Raw genomic sequence first — 16507 nt, 5'->3', positions numbered from 1 at the left:
GCCATGGCCGAGCTCGACGACATCATCCACCAGCCGTTGCGCTTGAAGATCATGGCCGCCCTGAATTCGCTGCCGACCGCCGCCGCGGGTCTCGAATTCTCCCGCCTCAAGAAGCTCACCGGTGCCACCGACGGCAATCTCGGCGCCCATATCGAGACCTTGGCCAAGGCCGGCTACGTCTCGGTCGACAAGGCCTTCGTCGGCAAGAAACCGCAGACTACCGTCACCGCTACGGCAGCCGGCCGCGGCGCCTTCGCGCGGCACGTCGCGACGTTGCAGGAGATCATTGCGGGGAAGCAGGTGTAGACGCGATCGTCATCGCGGTGCGGCTTGCTGTGCCCTCTCCCCTTGCGGGAGAGGGCATTTCCGCTGGTAGACACAGGCTCGCTCGGGTGAGGAGTTCGCGGATGCAACCCCTCATCCGGCGCGCATTCGCGCGCCACCTTTTCCCGCAAGGGGAGAAGGGGCAGCGGAGCAAGCCGCCCCGGAATGACGGGGAGCGTCAGGCGTTTCCCCTTGAGGCCCGCCCCGATTCGTGCGACCTCCGCCCCCAGCAAAACCCCTTATTCTGAGCCTTCGATGCACATTCTCCTGCTCGGTTCCGGCGGCCGCGAACATGCCCTGGCGTGGAAGATCGCAGCCTCTCCCCTCGTGACCAAATTCTGGTGTGCGCCCGGCAATGCCGGCATGGCGCGCGAGGCGGAATGCGTGGCGCTCGACATCGCCGACCATGCCGCCGTGATCGAGTTCTGCAAGAAGAATGCGGTCGAGCTCGTGGTGGTCGGCCCGGAGACGCCGCTCGCCGCCGGCATCGTCGATGATCTCTCGGCCGCCGGTATCAAGGCGTTCGGTCCGAACAAGATCCCGGCCCAGCTCGAAAGCTCCAAGGGTTTCACCAAGGCGCTCTGCACCGAATTCGGCATTCCGACCGGCGCCTACAAGCGCTTCACCAAGCCTGAGGATGCGCGCGACTACGTCAACAGCCAGGGCGCGCCGATCGTCGTCAAGGCTGACGGCCTTGCCGCCGGCAAGGGCGTCGTCGTCGCCAAGACCGTGCGCGAGGCCGAGGACGCCATCGCCATGATGTTCGAGGGCGCTTTTGGCGAGGCCGGCGCGGAGGTCGTGATCGAGGAGTTTCTGCCCGGCCGCGAGATCAGCTTCTTTGCGCTGTGCGACGGCGAGACCGCGATCCCGCTCGCCTCGGCGCAGGACCACAAGCGCGTGTTCGACCATGATGTCGGCCCGAACACCGGCGGCATGGGCGCCTATTCGCCGACGCCGCTGGTCACGCCCGCGATCCACGATGCGATCATGGCGAAGATCATCCTGCCGACGGTCGCCGGCATGAAGCAGCGCGGCACGCCGTTCCGCGGCATCCTCTACGCCGGCATCATGCTGACCACGCAGGGGCCGAAGCTGTTCGAGTTCAACGTGCGCTTCGGCGATCCCGAGTGCCAGGTGCTGATGCTGCGCATGATGTCGGACATCGTGCCGGCGTTCATCGCCGCCTGCGACGGGGAGTTGAAGCATTTCGATCTGCGCTGGTATCCGGAATCCGCGCTGACCGTGGTGATGGCGGCGAAGGGCTATCCCGGCGACTACCAGAAGGGCACGCGCATCGAGGGGCTCGATGACGCAGCCAAGGTGGAGACCGTCGAGATCTTCCACGCCGGCACGGTCGAGAAGGACGGTGCGATCCTCGCCAATGGCGGCCGCGTGCTCAATGTCTGCGCGCTCGGCAAGACTGTCACAGAGGCGCAGAGCCGCGCCTATCAGGCCGTCGACCGCATCAACTGGCCGGACGGCTTCTGCCGCCGCGACATCGGCTGGCAGGCGGTGGAAGCGGAGAAGGCCAAGGGCTGACAGGCTTTTTGCCGCTGCGCGCGCAAAGATCTTCGCGCCATCGCGCCGCCACACCGACATTCCAAAAATGCGTAGTCGGCCGTTGGACTTAGCGTCCTCTGCCGATCACACCGTGCTACTGTGCATGGGGTTGTTTTCGACTTTCATGTCGAGGCGCCCTCGCGACCGACCAGACAAGGATGCAGAAAGATGTCCGATCTCGCCGACCTCTATCCCGGCTTCGCCTCGGAATGGATCAACACCTCCTTCGGCCGCATCTTCGCCCGTGTCGGCGGCAGCGGCCCGCCGCTGCTGCTGCTGCACGGCTTCTCCGAGACGCATGTGATGTGGCACCGGGTGGCGCCTGAGCTTGCCGACAGGTTCACGCTGATCATCGCCGATTTGCCCGGCTATGGCTGGTCCGACATGCCCGAGAGCGATGCCCTGCACATCCCCTACAGCAAGCGCGCGATGGCGAAAGCCATGGTCGAGGCGATGGAGCGGCTCGGCCACGTGCACTTTGCGCTCGCCGGTCACGACCGCGGTGGCCGCGTGTCGTATCGCCTAGCGCTCGATCATCCCGGACGGCTGTCGAAGCTCGCCGTGCTCGATATCCTGCCGACCTATAATTACTGGGAGCGGATGAACCGCGCCTATGCGCTGAAGATCTATCACTGGACTTTTCTGGCCCAGCCCGCGCCGCTGCCGGAGACGCTGATCTCGGGCAATGGCGAGTTCTTCCTGCGCTTCAAGATGGCGAGCCAGACCAAGTCGAAGACGCTGGATGCGATCGACAAGCGCGCGCTCGAATATTACCTCGCCCCGTTCCGCGACCCCGCACGCGTCCATGCGATGTGCGAGGATTACCGCGCCGGCGCCTATTTCGACTACGACCTCGACAAGGCCGATTTCGAGGCCGGCAAGAAGATCACGGTGCCGATGCTGGCGCTGTGGGGCAATGCCGGCATCGCGCAGGCCGCCGCGACGCCGCTCGATACATGGAAGCAATGGGCGACCAACGTCGACGGCATGCCGGTGGATTCCGGGCACTTCCTCACCGAGGAGAACCCGGATGTGACCGCGAAGGCGCTGCGCGAGTTCTTCCTCGCGCCTTAGCGCCGCTCCCGGAAGAACTCCTTGAGCAGCCGCGCCGCCTCGCTCTCGCCGACGCCGGAATAGACATCCGGGGCGTGGTGACAGGTCGGCGAGGCGAAGAACCGCACGCCGGATTCGACCGCGCCGCCCTTGGGGTCGGCGGCGCCGTAATAGAGCCGGCGCACCCTTGCAAAGGAGATCGCGCCCGCACACATGGTGCAGGGCTCCAGCGTCACGTAGAGGTCGCAGTCGACGAGGCGCTCGCTGCCGATTTTCCTGGCCGCCTCGCGCAGCGCAACGAGTTCGGCATGGGCGGTGGGGTCATGGTCGGTCAGCGTCCGGTTGCCGGCGGTGGCGATGACCTCGTAATCGCGGACCACCACGCATCCGATCGGAACTTCGCCCGCTTTTCCGGCATTTTCGGCCGTCTTGAGCGCCAAATCCATGAAAGAGGGGGCTTTCAAGCCTCGTATCATCCAAAGAAACCTGCTAGTAGCTGCGCCTTCAGCAGAAGTGCTTACCGGTTTTGCCTGAGCATGCGGCTCGGAACGAGCGCGCGCACTGCTCCCGCGCCGCCTCCTTAAGTGAGATTATTCATGCCTCGCGACAGCGACAAAGACAACGATTCCCGCGGCCGGCGAGGCCCGGCCAAAGGCAGCCGCAGCGGCAAGCCGCGCGGCCCGAGAAGAAGTTCGCCAAGCGCGGCTTCGAGGGCAAAGCGACCGCGACAGCCGTCCGCCCCGTGGCGACCGCGACAGCCGGCGCGATGACCGCGGCGGCGAAGGCCGCGGCGAGCGCCAGCTTCAAGCCGCGTGGCGACGTCCCTTCTCCGATCGCTCCTCGCGCGATGGCGAGAAGCGGCCGTTCAAGCCGCGTGGCGACCGCCCGTCCTATGGCCGTGACGACCGTCCGCCGCGCAGCCGGGATCGCGACGAGTCGCGGCCGGCCGGCCGGTCCGGTGGTGAGAGGAAGTTCGGCGAGAAGCGGCCCTATGCGCCGCGCGGCGAGCGTCCCGAGCGCAAGTTCGACGGCGAGCGGAAGTTTTCGCGGGGCGGCGACCGTGGAGATCGCGGTGACCGTCCGCGCGATCGTGGCGAGCGCGGCGATTCCAAGCCGTGGCAGAAGCGCGATGCGGCCCGCGCGGCGACCGTCCGCGCAAGTCCTTCGACAAGGATTTCGGCGCCGCGATCGCGGCGACGAGAAGCCCTGGCGTCAGCGCGACGACCGTCGTGAGGGTGGTCGCGGCGGCGAGGACCGTCCGCGTTTCTCGCGACGCCGCGACGAGGGCGGTGATGATCGCCCGCGTTTCTCGCGTCCGCGCGAGGAGCGGTCCGGTGACGATCGTCCGCGGTTCAACCGCTCGCGCGAGGGGCGGCCTGAGGGCCGCATGGACTGGCAGGAGCATCCGCGCAGCGAGGGCCGCTTCCGCGACCGTCCACGCCGCGACAACGAGGACGACAGCAGGATCTTCGAGAAGCGTCCGGCCTTCGGCGGCCGCGGCGCCTATCGCGAGCGCGATCGCGATTTCGAGGGGCGGCCGCGCCGCGACGAGGCGCCGAAGCCGAAGAAGACCGGCGAGCGCATCGCCAAGGCGCTGGCCCGTGCGGGCCTCGCCTCGCGCCGCGACGCCCGAGGAGATGGTCACGCAGGGCCGCGTCACCGTCAACGGGCGTGTCATCAACTCGCCCGCGCTCGACATCACGCAGAACGACGTTGTCCTGGTCGACGGCAAGCCGTTGCCGCCGCGCGAGCGCACGCGGCTGTTCCTCTACCACAAGCCGCGCGGGCTGATGACGACGCATGACGACCCCGAGGGTCGTCCGACCGTGTTCGACAATCTGCCCGAAGGCCTGCCGCGGCTGATCAGCGTCGGCCGGCTCGACTTCAACACGGAAGGCCTGCTGCTGCTTACCAACGACGGCGGTCTTGCGCGCACGCTCGAGCTGCCCGACACCGGTTGGCTGCGCCGCTACCGCGTCCGCGCCCATGGCGACGTCACCCAGGCGCAGCTCGACGCGCTCAAGAGCGGCATCGAGGTCGAGGGCGTCAAATACGGTCCGATCGAAGCGACGCTGGAGCGCGACCAGGGCGCCAATGTCTGGCTGGTGTTCGCGATCCGTGAGGGCAAGAACCGCGAGGTGCGCAACGTCTGCGCCCATCTCGGCCTCGAGGTGAACCGGCTGATCCGCGTCTCCTACGGCCCGTTCCAGCTCGGCGAGATCCCCGAAGGCCAGGTCGACGAGATCAAGTCGCGCGTGCTGCGCGAGCAGCTTGGCGACAAGGTGATCGAGAAGTCGGGCGCCGAATTCGACGCGCCGTCGAAATCCTCGCGCGTCGACGACGCGCCGAGCGAGAAGAAGCCCGCCAGCAAGCGCGCCGTGATCGCCGACCGCAAGGGCCGCCGCGTGCTGGTGCAGCGCACCGGCAGCGAGGAGGCGCGCGAGCGCAACGAGATGGAGGCCAACGGCTACGGCCCGCCGCGCCGTCCCAAGCGCGGCTATCACGGCAAGCGCGACCTGACGCCGCGGGAGGATTAGCTTGCGCGTCGTCGGCGGCAGGTTGAAGGGGCGCAATCTCGCCTCACCGTCCTCGCGCGACATCCGCCCGACGGCGGACCGTCTGCGCGAGTCCGTGTTCAACATCCTCGTGCACGCCTATGACGATCCGATCGAGGATGCGCGCGTGCTCGATCTCTTCGCCGGCACCGGCGCGCTCGGCATAGAAGCCTCGTCACGCGGGGCGAAGTTCACGCTGTTCGTGGATAACGGCGCGGAGGCGCGGGCGCTGCTGCGCAACAATGTCGAGACGCTCGGCCTCGGCGGCGTCACCAAAGTCTATCGCCGCGATGCCACCGATCTCGGCCCAGCGCACCCCGTCGAGCCATTCTCGCTGGTCTTCCTCGATCCGCCCTATGGCAAGGGCTTTGCGGAGAAGGCGCTCGCGTCCTTGCGTGACGGCGGCTGGCTGACATCGGGCGCACTGCTGGTGGTGGAAGAGGCGAGAGCCGCGCAGTTCGTGACGCCGGAAGGGTTTGAGGAGCTGGAGCGGCGGGCGTACGACGACACCGAGTTCGTGTTTTTGAAGAGGCCTTAGCGCCGGTGCCGTAGGGTGGGCAAAGGCGCAACGCGCCGTGCCGACGAACTTTCCATGATCGTGATAGGTGGTGGGCACGCTTCGCTTTGCCCACCCTACTGCACCGTCACCGCCGCCCGAACAGCTTCTCCACGTCCGACAGCTTCAACTCGACATACGTCGGCCGGCCGTGGTTGCACTGGCCGGAGTTCGGCGTCTCCTCCATCTCGCGGAGCAGAGCGTTCATCTCCTCCGGGCGCAATCTGCGGCCGGCGCGCACCGAGCCGTGGCAGGCCATGGTGGCGGCGACGTGCATCAGGCGGCGCTCGAGAGGCAGAGCCTCGTCCCATTCGGCCATATGCTCGGAGAGATCGCGCAGCAGCCCGCCAGCGTTGGTCTTGCCGAGCAGCGACGGCGTCTCGCGCACCGCGACCGCGCCAGGGCCGAAGGATTCGATCGCTAGGCCAAATGACGCAAGTTCATCGCTGCGCTCCAGCAGGCGCTCCACGGTGGCCTCGTCCATCTCGACGATCTCGGGGATCAGGAGAATCTGCCGCTGCACGCCGTTGGCCGCCAGTGAAGCCTTGAGCCGCTCATAGACGATGCGCTCATGCGCGGCATGCTGGTCGACGATGATGAGGCCGTCGCGGGTTTGCGAGACGATGTAGGTCTCGTGAATCTGCGTGCGCGCCGCACCGAGCGGGCGGTCGACAAGGTCAGCCACCGGCTGCGTCTCGAACCTGATGTCCGCGCTGGGCGCGCCCGACATCGAACGCCACCGGCGCGCGCTCCTCGCCCGCAAGCGTGAAGGCGACGTCGGGCCGTGCCATCGCAAGGCGTCGCACCACCTCGCGGATCGCCTCCGCCTCGGTGCGGTCGGTTTTCAGGAACTTCAGCCGGGCCGGCGTCGCGTAGAAGAGGTCGTTGACCTCGACGCGCGTGCCATGCGCCAGCGCCGCCGGCATGATCTCGGACTTGTCGCCGCCCTCGACATTGAGCGCCCAGGCATGCGGCTCGCTCGCGTGCCGCGTGGTGATGGACAGCCGCGCCACCGAACCGATCGAGGGCAGCGCCTCGCCGCGGAACCCAAGCGTGCGGATCTGGAGCAGATCCTCGTCGTCGAGCTTGGAGGTCGCGTGGCGCTCGACCGCGAGCGCCAGGTCTCTAGCGGTCATGCCGCTGCCGTCGTCGGTGATGCCGATCCGCCGTCGTCCGCCGCCATCGGTGAAGACGTCGATCCGGCTCGCGCCGGCGTCGATGGCGTTCTCGACGAGTTCCTTGACCACGCTCGCCGGACGCTCGACCACCTCGCCGGCGGCGATGCGGTTGACGACCTGCTCTGGCAATTGGCGGACGGGCATGGGCTCTGGGCTTGGGCTTGCGATCTGGATTCGCTGGCGGCGGCAATCTTAAGCCGTGTTGCGTCAAAAGCATGTGTTGGGCAACAGCGGTGTCGCGGCCTGGGGAAGAGGGCTGCCTATCACATTGAAGACATTGGACGTTCAAGAAAATCGCGCAAGCCGGATCATGCGATTTCCAGTGACCGTCCTGATTGTGGGGTGCGTGGCCGCGGTGTAGCATCGTGAAAAAATGGCAACAGGACGGGAGGACGCCATGTGCCATCTCTTCGCGCACCAGCCCCAACGCGACTACGAATCCCAGACCCGCTCTTTGCGGATCGGCGGGCACTGCACCTCGATCCGGCTTGAGATGGCATTCTGGGACACGCTGGAGGAGATCGCGGCCAAGGAGAGCATGAGCCTCGGCAAGTTCCTGACCACGCTCTACAACGAGGTGCTCGACCACCACGGCGAGGTCAACAATTTCGCCTCGCTGCTGCGGTGTTCGTGTTTGATCTATCGCTCCCGGAGCACGGTGCCGGTGCCGGAGTTCAAGCCCACGGTGGCGCAGATTCTCGACGCGGCCGAGTAGCCGCTACAGCGAGAGCCGTATCCACAATCTCGGTGTCGTCCCGGCGAACGCCGGGACTCATACCGCGGAATCCATCGAGCGCAGGTGATCTGAGTACCGGACGGCTGATTTTCGTCAAACTGCTCCCTGTGGTTATGGGTCCCCGCTTTCGCGGGGACGACATCTTGGGTGGGGATAGGTAATCCCTCTTCATCGCCGTCCGGGCGATCGCGATGGCAACCTGAGGTCAAATCTCCTTCTTCTGCATCGCGCCCGCAATGTAATCCGCCTGGCGGATCGCCAGCGCCACGATGGTCAGCGTCGGGTTGCAGGCCGCGCCGCTGGTGAACTGGCTGCCGTCGGAGACGAACAGGTTCTTGATATCGTGGCTCTGCCCGAACTTGTTGACTACGCCGTCGCGCGGCTTCTCGCTCATCCGGTTGGTGCCGAGGTTGTGCGTGCTCGGATAGGGCGGTGTCGGATAGGTCACGGTGGCGCCGACGGCATCATAGACCGCGGCACCCTGCTTGTAGGCATGTGCGCGCATCGCGATGTCGTTGGGATGGTCGTCGAAGTGCACGCTCGCAACCGCCTGCCCGTGCTTGTCCTTCACGACCGGGTCGAGCGTGATGCGGTTGGTTTCCTGCGGCATGTCCTCGCCGACCAGCCACATGCCGGCCATCCTGGGATAGCCGTCGAGCGCCGACGTGAACGAACGGCCCCAGGCGCCGGGGTTGAGGAACGCGGCCATGAAGGGCAGGCCGATCGACAGCGTCTCCATCTCGTAGCCGCCGACGAAGCCGCGCTTCGGATCGTTGACGGATTCATCGCGGATGATGCCGGCCATGGTGGTGCCGCGATACATGTGCACCGATTTCTCGAACACGGCGTAGACGCTGCCGGTCATGTGCCGCATGTAGTTGCGCCCGACCTGGCCCGATGAGTTGGCAAGGCCGTCGGGGAACATGGTCGAGGCGCTGTTGAGCAGCAGCCGCGGGCTTTCGATCGAATTGCCGGCGACCGCGACGATACGCGCCTTCTGGCGCTGCATCGCCCCGCTCTCGTCGGCATAGACGACGCTGGTCACTTTGCCGCTCGCGTCATGCTCGATCTTGACCACCATGCTGCTTGGGCGAACTTCAAGGTTGCCGGTCGCCTCGCCCTTGGGGATCTCGGTGTAGAGCGTCGACCATTTGGCGCCGGACTTGCAGCCCTGGAAGCAGAAGCCGATCTGCTGGCAGGAGCCGCGGCCATCGCGCGGCTGGCTGTTGATCGCCATGTTGCCGGTGTGCACGGTCTTGTAGCCGAGCTTCCTGGCGCCGGCCTCCAGCACCTTGAAGTTATTGTTGCCGGGAAGTCCGGGAATGCCGTTGGTTCGGGTCACGCCCATCTTGTTCTCGGCCTTGGCGTACCATGGCTCCATCTCGGCCAGCGTGACCGGCCAGTCCAGAAGGTTCGCGCCGGGAATGTTGCCATAGGTGCTCTTCACCTTGAACTCGTGCTCGTCGAAGCGGAGCGAGGCGCCGGCCCAATGGGTCGTGGAACCGCCGACTGCCTTGACGATCCAGGCGGGCAGGCCCGAGAAGTCTTTCGCAACGCGCCACGTGCCGGACGTGGTGCGCGCATCGGTCCAGGCGAGCTGGGAAAAACTCTCCCACTCGTCATTGACGAAATCCTGGTTCTCGATGCGGGGACCTGCTTCCAGGATGACGACCTTGACGCCCTTCTGCGCGAGCTCGTTGCCCAGCGTGCCGCCGCCGGCACCGGAGCCGACGATCACCACAACGCCGCTGTCGTTCAGATCGAATTTTGCCATCTGCGTTCTCCTGAACCTGGGTGGCCTTTAAGCCTTCGGCAGCCAGTCGATATCGGCGAAGCCGCGGTTGATGTAGCCGCCATGCTCGGCGGAGGAGCCCTCGTAGCCGAACCGCGGCCAGACCTCTTTCTGGTTGTAGAGCGAGACGACGAGGTCGCCGCGCACCTTCTGGAAGAAGTCGCTTCCCTCGATCTCCTTCAGCAGCACCACGCGATCGGCTTCCCATTGCACCTCGGCATAGGGCGCCTTGTGACGATCCTTCGCGTTCTGATCGAGCCTTGCGATGCCGTCGCTGATGAGAGCCTTGACGGCGGGATCCTTGGCCGCCTTGCCGTCCCACGGCTTGATCGCGGTGATGTAGTAGCTGTCGCCGAGCACATCGTGCGGATAGATGTCGCGCGCGACCTTCAGCAGCGTCTTCATCGTCGCGGGCGAAAGCGCGGTGGCATCGTCGGCCCAGGCGCTCTCGATGCTGACACCGACGCTGGTGGCTGCGGCCACGACCGGCACGGCGGTCGCCGCGCCCTTGAGAAAGACGCGGCGGCTGTGCTTGCTTCGACGATCGACTTCTCTCATGGCATTCCTCCGTGGATTTTTGTGATTTGGGTTTTTGAACTTGATCAGCCGAAGCGTCCGCCCCGCTGGATCACCTCGATCTTGTAGCCGTCGGGATCGCTGACGAAGAAGAAGCGCGCCAGCGTCCTGCCGTCGTGCTTGAAGTCGCGTAGCGGCCCTGGAGCGAGCTTCTCGCGCTCGAAGCGGGCGTGTTCGGCGTCGAGATCCTCGACCACCACCGCGAGGTGGCCGTAGCCGTCGCCGAGCGCATATGGCTCCTTGCGATCGAAATTGACCGTCAGCTCGACCTCAAAAGGTGAGGAGGGGTGACGCAGATAGATCAGGGCGAAGTCCGCGAATTTCAGATGGTCGGCGACCTCCAGGCCGAAGGCGCGCCTGTAGAAGTCGAGCGAGCGTGCCTCATCCAGCACGCGGATCATGGAATGAACGGGTTTTGCCATTCAGTTCTGCTCCTTGAGGTAGGCGATGATGGCGGCGCGCGTCTCCGGCTTGGCCTGCCGGTACACCATGGTCACGCCGGGAACGACGGCTTGCGGATTGGTCAGCCATGCATCGAGCCTGGTCTCGTCCCAGGCGAAGTCCGCCTTCGCGAGGGCGTCCGAGTATTTGAAGCCCTCGACCTTGCCGGCTGGGCGGCCGACGATCTTCACCAGTGGCGGCCCTTGCCGCGTCGGCTCCGATGCGCTTGTGGTGTGGCACACCGCGCATTGCTGCTTGAACAGCGTCGCGCCGTCCGGCGACCTTGCGGCCGGCAACGGCATTTGCGCATCGGCGATCCGCACCACCAGCACCATCGCGGTGCACAATCCCAGCACGATTGCGCGCATCGTCAAGGCTCGCCCGTCCACATCAAATCCAGCGTGCGCAAACTCTAGGCGTCGCCAAAGATGCGGTGGTAGTAGCGGGCTATTTCGCTGCGCGCGGAGATGTGCGCGGCATGTGGTGTTCCGCGCTGCCTTATATGCGGAGCACAATTCCGCGAAAGCGCCGTCAAATCCCTAAACGATCACCACACCATGCGCATTGCATGTCGACCGCGCCGCTTGAACTCTTTGCGCGATGCGATGGCCGGTGCAGACGAGCGGCGTGGGAGCCGCCGAGCCATTCATCGCGAAAAATCCAGGAGAAATGGATGAAGTTGGTGAAGACCTCGATGATCGCATGCGCCCTGTCGGCTCTCATTGCGACGCCCGTTCTCGCGCAAGGCGCGCCGCCTGCCAAGACCGGCGGCACCGTGCAAAGCAAGCCGATGCAAGGCACGATGGGCAGTGGCGATGAGGAGATGAACGCTCAGCCCGGCGCGGCGGGTGAGAAGACCGGCATGAAGTCGACCAAGGGTACCCGCGGCACGGTCGGCACCACGGGCAGCGCTGTGCACAAGGGGACCGCCGACGATGCCGCGACTGGCGGTGCAGCCCCGTCCAAGCGTTACTAGTCCCGCTGGCTGAAATGGCAAAACTCCGGTCGCCATGCGGCCGGAGTTTTCGCTAGTTGCTTGCTAATCGTTTGAAGCGGCCGCCGCGGCCGGCCTTGACGTCGCTGCGGCGCTTCTTGCCGTCGAGCCGGCGCTGTTTGGAGGCGTAGGTCGGCCGCGTCGCGCGGCGCGGCGTCGGGCGCACCATGGCCTCCTTGAGGATCTCGACGAGGCGGTCGATGGCGTCCTGGCGGTTGCGCTCCTGGGTGCGGAAGCGCTGGGCGTGGATCACGATCACGCCGTCCTTGGTCATGCGCTGGCCGGCGATGCGGGCGAGCCGGATGGCTGCGTCCTCCGGGATGGTCAGCTTGCCTGTGTCGAAGCGCAGTTGCGCCGAGGTCGCGACCTTGTTGACGTTCTGCCCGCCCGGGCCGGAGGCGCGGACAAAGCCGATCTCGATGTCGTCCTCGTCGATGACGAGGTCGCGGGATATCCGCAGCATGATGGCACCATTTCTGATGTCCGGACATATCGCGGACGTCCACGTTCGGCAATGGCGCCGACAAAAACGCAAATGGCCGGGCTAAGCCCGGCCATTTGATGAACCGCATAGGGAAGGGGGTCAGTTCGACTTCGTCGCCGGTGCTGCCGCCGGCTGCGCGGCCGACCACCACGGTCAGCAGGCCCTGGCCCCACAGCCGCTTGGCGGCCGCCTTGGCGTCGTCCAGCGTCACCGCGTCGACTATGGCGTTGCGCTTCTCGATATAGTCGATCGGCAGCTTGTCCTGCTGGTACTGCAGCAGCGCCTGGGCGAGCTTGGAGGAGGTGTCGAGCGCCAGCATCTGGGAGCCCTTGAGGTAGGACTTGGCCTCGTCGAGCTCCTTCTGCGTCGGGCCCTCCTCGGCGATGCGGCGCACCTCCTTGTCGATGGCATCGATGGTGTCGCCGGCACGGTCGGCGCGGGTGCCGGTGTTGCCGATGAAGACCGCCGAATGTTCCATCCAGAGCAGCGATTCGAACACCGAATAGGCGAGGCCGCGCTTCTCGCGCACCTCGCGATAGAGCCGCGAGGACAGTCCGCCGCCGCCCAGGATGTGGTTGACGACATAGGCCGCCATGAAGTTCGGATCGCTGCGCTTCACGCCGGGGCCGCCGAAGGTGATGACGGTCTGCGGCACGTCGAGCGTCACGAAGGTGCGCTGCGGCGGCTTGGCCGCCTCGATGTCCGGGACCGGCGTGAGGTTAGCCTTGGCGGGAAGACTGCCGAAGGTGTGGTCGAGCAGCTTGCCGAGGGTCTCGGGATCGACGTCGCCAACCACCGCGACCTTCAGCCCGTCCTTGGCGAGCACGCGGCCGACATAATCCTTCAGATCGGCGACCGAGATGGTCGGCACGCTGTCGAGGGTGCCGTTGGTCTGCCGCCCATAGGGATGATCGCCGAAGGCGACCTCGAGGAACTTGCGGCTCGCCAGCGAGGTCGGGTTGGTGGTCTCGCGGCGCAGGCCGGAGAGAACCTGCGAGCGGATGCGCTCGACATCGGCAGTGTCGAAATGCGGCGAGGTCAGCGCGCTCCTGAGCAGGTCGAAGGCCTCGTCCTTGTTGTCGCGCAGCATGCGCAGGCTGCCGCGGAACGTGTCGCGGGTGGCGCTGAAGGAGAGCTCGATGGCGCGGCGGTCGAGCCGCTCATGGAAGGTCTTGGAGTCGAGATCGCCGGAGCCTTCGTCAAGCAGGTCACCGACGAGGTTGGCGACACCCGACTTGTCCTTGGGATCCTGTGCCGAGCCGCCGGCAAACGAATATTCCATGGCGATGAGTGGCACGGTCGCGTCCTGGACGAACCAGGCCTCGATGCCGCCGGGGGAGACCAGGCGCTGGATCTTTGCGGCCGCTTGCGATGGCGAGATGCTCGCGAGCGCGAGCGCCGCGCCGGTGGCAAGGGAGAATGCAACGCGTCGAAGGAAGGGATAGGTCACGAACGCTTCTCCTCGCGCTTGGCGGTGGCGGTGTCCTTGATCAGATAGCCGGTCACCGATCGCTTCTTCTCGAGCCATTTCTGCGCAACTGCGCGCACCTGTTCGGCGGTGACCGCGCGGATGCGGTCCGGCCAGCTCCTGATATCCTCGATCGAAAGGCCCGTGGTCAGCGCGCCGCCATACCAGCGCGCGAGCACCGCCTGATTGTCCTGGGCGTAGATCGCTTCGGCAATGAGCTGGGTCTTCACCCGCTCGAGGTCCTCGGCGCGGATCGGGTTCTGCGCGATGTCGGCGATGACGCCGTCGATCACCTGCTCGACCTCGGTAAAGCTGACGCCGGGCTTCGGCGCGGCCGAGATCGCGAACTGGGTCGGGTCGAGCGAGATGCTCGAATAGCTGGCGCTGGCGGAGACCGCGAGCGGCTTGTCGACGACGAGGGCGCGGTAGAGATAGGAGTTGCTGCCGCTGCCCATCAGCTGCGCCAGCACGTCGAGCGCTGCGCTTTCGCCGGCGCGCGGTCGCGGACGCGCCGCGCCGGGATCGCGGGCTGGGCGGGGATCGCGCCGAAATTGCGCTCGACCAGCGGGCGGATGTCGGCGGCCTCGACGTCACCGGCGATCACCAGGATCGCGTTGTTCGGCGCGTAGAAGCGGCGGTAGAAGGCGAGCGCATCCTCGCGATCGAGCTTCTCGATTTCCTGGTGCCAGCCGATCACCGGCCGGCCGTAGGGATGGTTGAGATAGAGCGCGGCCATGATCTGCTCGTTGAGCCGCGCGTCCGGATTGTTGGCGACGCGCATGTTGTACTCTTCGAGCACGACGTCGCGCTCGGGCAGCACGTTCTCGTCCTTGAGGATCAGGCCGGTCATGCGGTCGGCCTCGAACTCCATCATGGTCGGCAGCTGCTCTTTCGGAACGCGCTGGTAGTAGTTGGTGTAGTCGACCGAGGTCGAGGCGTTCTCGTTGCCGCCGACGCGGAGCACGGTCTGGGAGAATTCGCCGACCGGATGTTTCGAGGTGCCCTTGAACATCAGATGCTCGAGGAAGTGCGCGAGGCCGGACTTGCCCGGCGTCTCGTCGGCCGAGCCGACCTTGTACCAGATCATCTCGGTGACCACGGGCGTGCGGTGATCCGGGATCACCACGACCTGCATGCCGTTGCCGAGCGTAAAGCTGGCGGGCGGGGCCGATGTCACAGTGGTCTGAGCGAGGGCGCTGGCTGAGAGGACGCTCGTCGAAAGCAGCGCGGCAAGAAGGCAGGCAGCCGATCGGTAAGAGGACATCATCATCCTTATGAAAGGCCGAGGTCCGGATGTCCGGCTCGGTGGCGCGGTATGCTACACCGCGCGGCTGAGGCTTCGCGTCACGAAGCAGAGAACGCAACGGGTAGGCAAGTTACTGATAGGCAATTTATCGATTGCGTCCGGCGTGCAGGGGCCGCCGGTGCCAGGTCCGCTTCGGTCAGGATGTCGCAGCGGACAGGAACGCTATTGTTCCTTGTCCTTGCCCGACATGATGTCGAAGTAGGTCTTTTTCGTATTGTCCTTGCCGGCGCCGTAGGCGTAGTTCGGCGAAGGCGTCTGGTAGCCCGGCGGGGGCTCGACCAGGGACTGGCGCGGCGGCTCGCTGGTGAATTGCTTTTCTTCGGGCGTGCCGCCCTTCATCATGCCCCACAGGCCGCCCGTGAAACCGAGCTGGGCGGGGCTCAGCGACGGATTGGAGTTCGTGCCCGGCTGAATCGGATCGTTGCTGGTACGCTCGGGGGCTGCGGTCCTGCCGACTTCCATCTCGGCCGGTGAAAGCGTGCGGCCCGCCTGCCAGCTCTCGGTTGCCTTGACGGCCTTCTTCCGCGCGGCGATGGCCTCCTTGCGGCGCTTCTCGTCGGGGTCCTTTGGCCAGTTCGGCGCATTCTTGGCCTGGGCGCCGGCCGGCGGCGGCAGGTCGAGCTTCGGCGGCACGACCAGCGGCGAGCGCTCGCGGTATTCGATGCCGGGCTTTTCCATGCTCTTGGCGCCGATGCCGGACATCAGATTGTCGATGAGCTTCTCTTCGAAGGTCATCCCGTCATCTTCATCATCGTCGTCACCGGCGCGGGCGGCGCCTGCTGCCATGACGAGACCGATGCCGAGCGCGACAGCGGACACTTTCAACGCCCGCCAGAGCCCGCCTTGGGGATCTCGAACCATTGAACCGCTGGTCTTCGAGCTGCGCATCACTGTACCTGTTCCATATTGTGGCAGATTGCCGCTCGCTCGCGGCCTAACCCTCGCAAAAACAGGGTTCCACCTGCCGGTCCGTATCGGCCGGGATCAGGGCGCTTTTGCGGCGGGTACCCCCAGGAAGGAATCATACAATAGCCCCGCCACCCCAGCAACGATGGCCACGTCGGCGAGGTTAAACACGTACCAATTATAGGTATTTCCGGCTATCTCGACGTGGAGCAGGGCGAAATCGACCACCGCGCCATAGGCGAGGCGATCGATGCCGTTGCCGATCGCGCCCCCGATGATCAGGCCGAGCGCGACCGTCGCCAGCAGGGTCTGCGAGCGGGCCATCCAGATCGCCAGCGCCACCACGGCGATGACCTTGACCGCCATCAACGCGATCTGCGCCGCCTGGCCGTCGTTCTGGAGCCAGCCGAAGCTGATGCCGATGTTCCAGGCCAGCACCAGGTCGAAGAACGGCGTCACCCGCACCACGCCGCGACGGGCGAGGTCGAACACGTTGAGCAGCCAGAGTTTCGAGGCCTGGTCGAGGATGACCGTGACCACGGCCGAGAGGATGCCGGCGCGGAGCGGGGTCATGGCTG

The 16507-nt window shown here is 65.9% G+C and carries 14 protein-coding genes and 4 pseudogenes; 7 read left to right on the top strand and 11 right to left on the bottom strand.

Annotated elements, in window-relative coordinates; all coding sequences use genetic code 11:
- Positions 1-3: 3 nt before the first annotated feature.
- From FOM02_RS14415 to FOM02_RS14405, 3 genes are all read left to right on the top strand, one after another.
- Positions 4-306, top strand: coding sequence for a winged helix-turn-helix domain-containing protein (locus tag FOM02_RS14415; RefSeq protein ID WP_027563076.1), 303 nt, complete (start codon positions 4-6; stop codon positions 304-306).
- Between the two features lie 273 nt (positions 307-579).
- A complete protein-coding gene (gene purD / locus FOM02_RS14410) occupies positions 580-1863 on the top strand; it encodes a phosphoribosylamine--glycine ligase (protein ID WP_027563075.1) in 1284 nt (427 codons plus the stop codon).
- Between the two features lie 189 nt (positions 1864-2052).
- Entirely contained in the window at positions 2053-2958 is a 906-nt protein-coding gene (locus FOM02_RS14405) for an alpha/beta fold hydrolase (RefSeq protein ID WP_027563074.1), read from the top strand.
- Here the strand turns inward: FOM02_RS14405 and FOM02_RS14400 are convergent.
- Positions 2955-3413 carry a nucleoside deaminase gene (locus tag FOM02_RS14400; RefSeq protein ID WP_035730700.1) on the bottom strand — a complete coding sequence of 153 codons (459 nt, stop codon included), beginning with the start codon at positions 3411-3413 and terminating at the stop codon, positions 2955-2957. The two genes, FOM02_RS14405 and FOM02_RS14400, sit on opposite strands and share 4 nt — an antisense overlap.
- 120 nt (positions 3414-3533) lie before the next feature.
- On the opposite strand from FOM02_RS14400, the pseudogene FOM02_RS14395 reads away from it, so the two are divergent.
- Positions 3534-5474, top strand: a pseudogene (locus tag FOM02_RS14395) (pseudouridine synthase).
- A gap of 1 nt (position 5475) precedes the next feature.
- Positions 5476-6030 carry a 16S rRNA (guanine(966)-N(2))-methyltransferase RsmD gene (gene rsmD, locus FOM02_RS14390; protein ID WP_027563071.1) on the top strand — a complete coding sequence of 185 codons (555 nt, stop codon included), beginning with the start codon at positions 5476-5478 and terminating at the stop codon, positions 6028-6030.
- 106 nt (positions 6031-6136) lie between these two features.
- Here rsmD and mutL read toward each other — a convergent pair.
- A pseudogene (gene mutL, locus FOM02_RS14385) lies at positions 6137-7370 on the bottom strand (DNA mismatch repair endonuclease MutL).
- Between the two features lie 253 nt (positions 7371-7623).
- On the opposite strand from mutL, the gene FOM02_RS14380 reads away from it, so the two are divergent.
- A complete protein-coding gene (locus FOM02_RS14380; protein WP_027563069.1) occupies positions 7624-7941 on the top strand; it encodes a ribbon-helix-helix domain-containing protein in 318 nt (105 codons plus the stop codon).
- Between the two features lie 226 nt (positions 7942-8167).
- Here the strand turns inward: FOM02_RS14380 and FOM02_RS14375 are convergent, their stop codons facing one another.
- Genes FOM02_RS14375 through FOM02_RS14360 form a run of 4 tightly spaced genes read right to left on the bottom strand, consistent with a single transcriptional unit; the run spans position 8168 to position 11139 of the window.
- Positions 8168-9736, bottom strand: coding sequence for a GMC family oxidoreductase (locus tag FOM02_RS14375; protein ID WP_265441846.1), 1569 nt, complete (start codon positions 9734-9736; stop codon positions 8168-8170).
- Positions 9737-9763: 27 nt separating this feature from the next.
- Positions 9764-10312, bottom strand: coding sequence for a hypothetical protein (locus FOM02_RS14370; RefSeq protein WP_027563067.1), 549 nt, complete (start codon positions 10310-10312; stop codon positions 9764-9766).
- 44 nt (positions 10313-10356) lie between these two features.
- A complete protein-coding gene (locus FOM02_RS14365) occupies positions 10357-10752 on the bottom strand; it encodes a VOC family protein (protein WP_027563066.1) in 396 nt (131 codons plus the stop codon).
- Positions 10753-11139: a c-type cytochrome gene (locus tag FOM02_RS14360; protein WP_027563065.1), complete on the bottom strand. Its 387-nt coding sequence runs from the start codon at positions 11137-11139 to the stop codon at positions 10753-10755.
- A gap of 305 nt (positions 11140-11444) precedes the next feature.
- On the opposite strand from FOM02_RS14360, the gene FOM02_RS14355 reads away from it, so the two are divergent.
- Positions 11445-11747: a hypothetical protein gene (locus tag FOM02_RS14355; protein ID WP_027563064.1), complete on the top strand. Its 303-nt coding sequence runs from the start codon at positions 11445-11447 to the stop codon at positions 11745-11747.
- A 52-nt stretch (positions 11748-11799) separates the two neighbouring features.
- Here the strand turns inward: FOM02_RS14355 and arfB are convergent, their stop codons facing one another.
- The 5 genes and pseudogenes from arfB to lspA all read right to left on the bottom strand — a co-directional run bounded on the left by arfB (position 11800) and on the right by lspA (position 16502).
- Positions 11800-12228 carry an alternative ribosome rescue aminoacyl-tRNA hydrolase ArfB gene (gene arfB / locus FOM02_RS14350; RefSeq protein WP_265441845.1) on the bottom strand — a complete coding sequence of 143 codons (429 nt, stop codon included), beginning with the start codon at positions 12226-12228 and terminating at the stop codon, positions 11800-11802.
- A gap of 120 nt (positions 12229-12348) precedes the next feature.
- Positions 12349-13699, bottom strand: a pseudogene (locus FOM02_RS14345) (M16 family metallopeptidase).
- Positions 13696-14984 (bottom strand): annotated as a pseudogene (locus FOM02_RS14340) (M16 family metallopeptidase). The pseudogenes FOM02_RS14345 and FOM02_RS14340 overlap by 4 nt, the downstream one beginning before the upstream one ends.
- 201 nt (positions 14985-15185) lie before the next feature.
- On the bottom strand, positions 15186-15911 hold the full coding sequence (locus FOM02_RS14335) for a hypothetical protein (protein ID WP_027563060.1): 726 nt from the start codon (positions 15909-15911) through the stop codon (positions 15186-15188).
- Between the two features lie 96 nt (positions 15912-16007).
- Positions 16008-16502, bottom strand: a complete 495-nt coding sequence (gene lspA / locus FOM02_RS14330; protein ID WP_027563059.1) for a signal peptidase II — start codon at positions 16500-16502, stop codon at positions 16008-16010.
- Positions 16503-16507: the final 5 nt, after the last annotated feature.

It is taken from the genome of Bradyrhizobium sp. SEMIA, from assembly GCF_014844175.1.
Taxonomy (GTDB): domain Bacteria; phylum Pseudomonadota; class Alphaproteobacteria; order Rhizobiales; family Xanthobacteraceae; genus Bradyrhizobium; species Bradyrhizobium arachidis.
The sequence above is the reverse complement of the archived record's forward strand: the minus strand, read 5'-3'. Positions and strand labels throughout refer to the sequence as shown.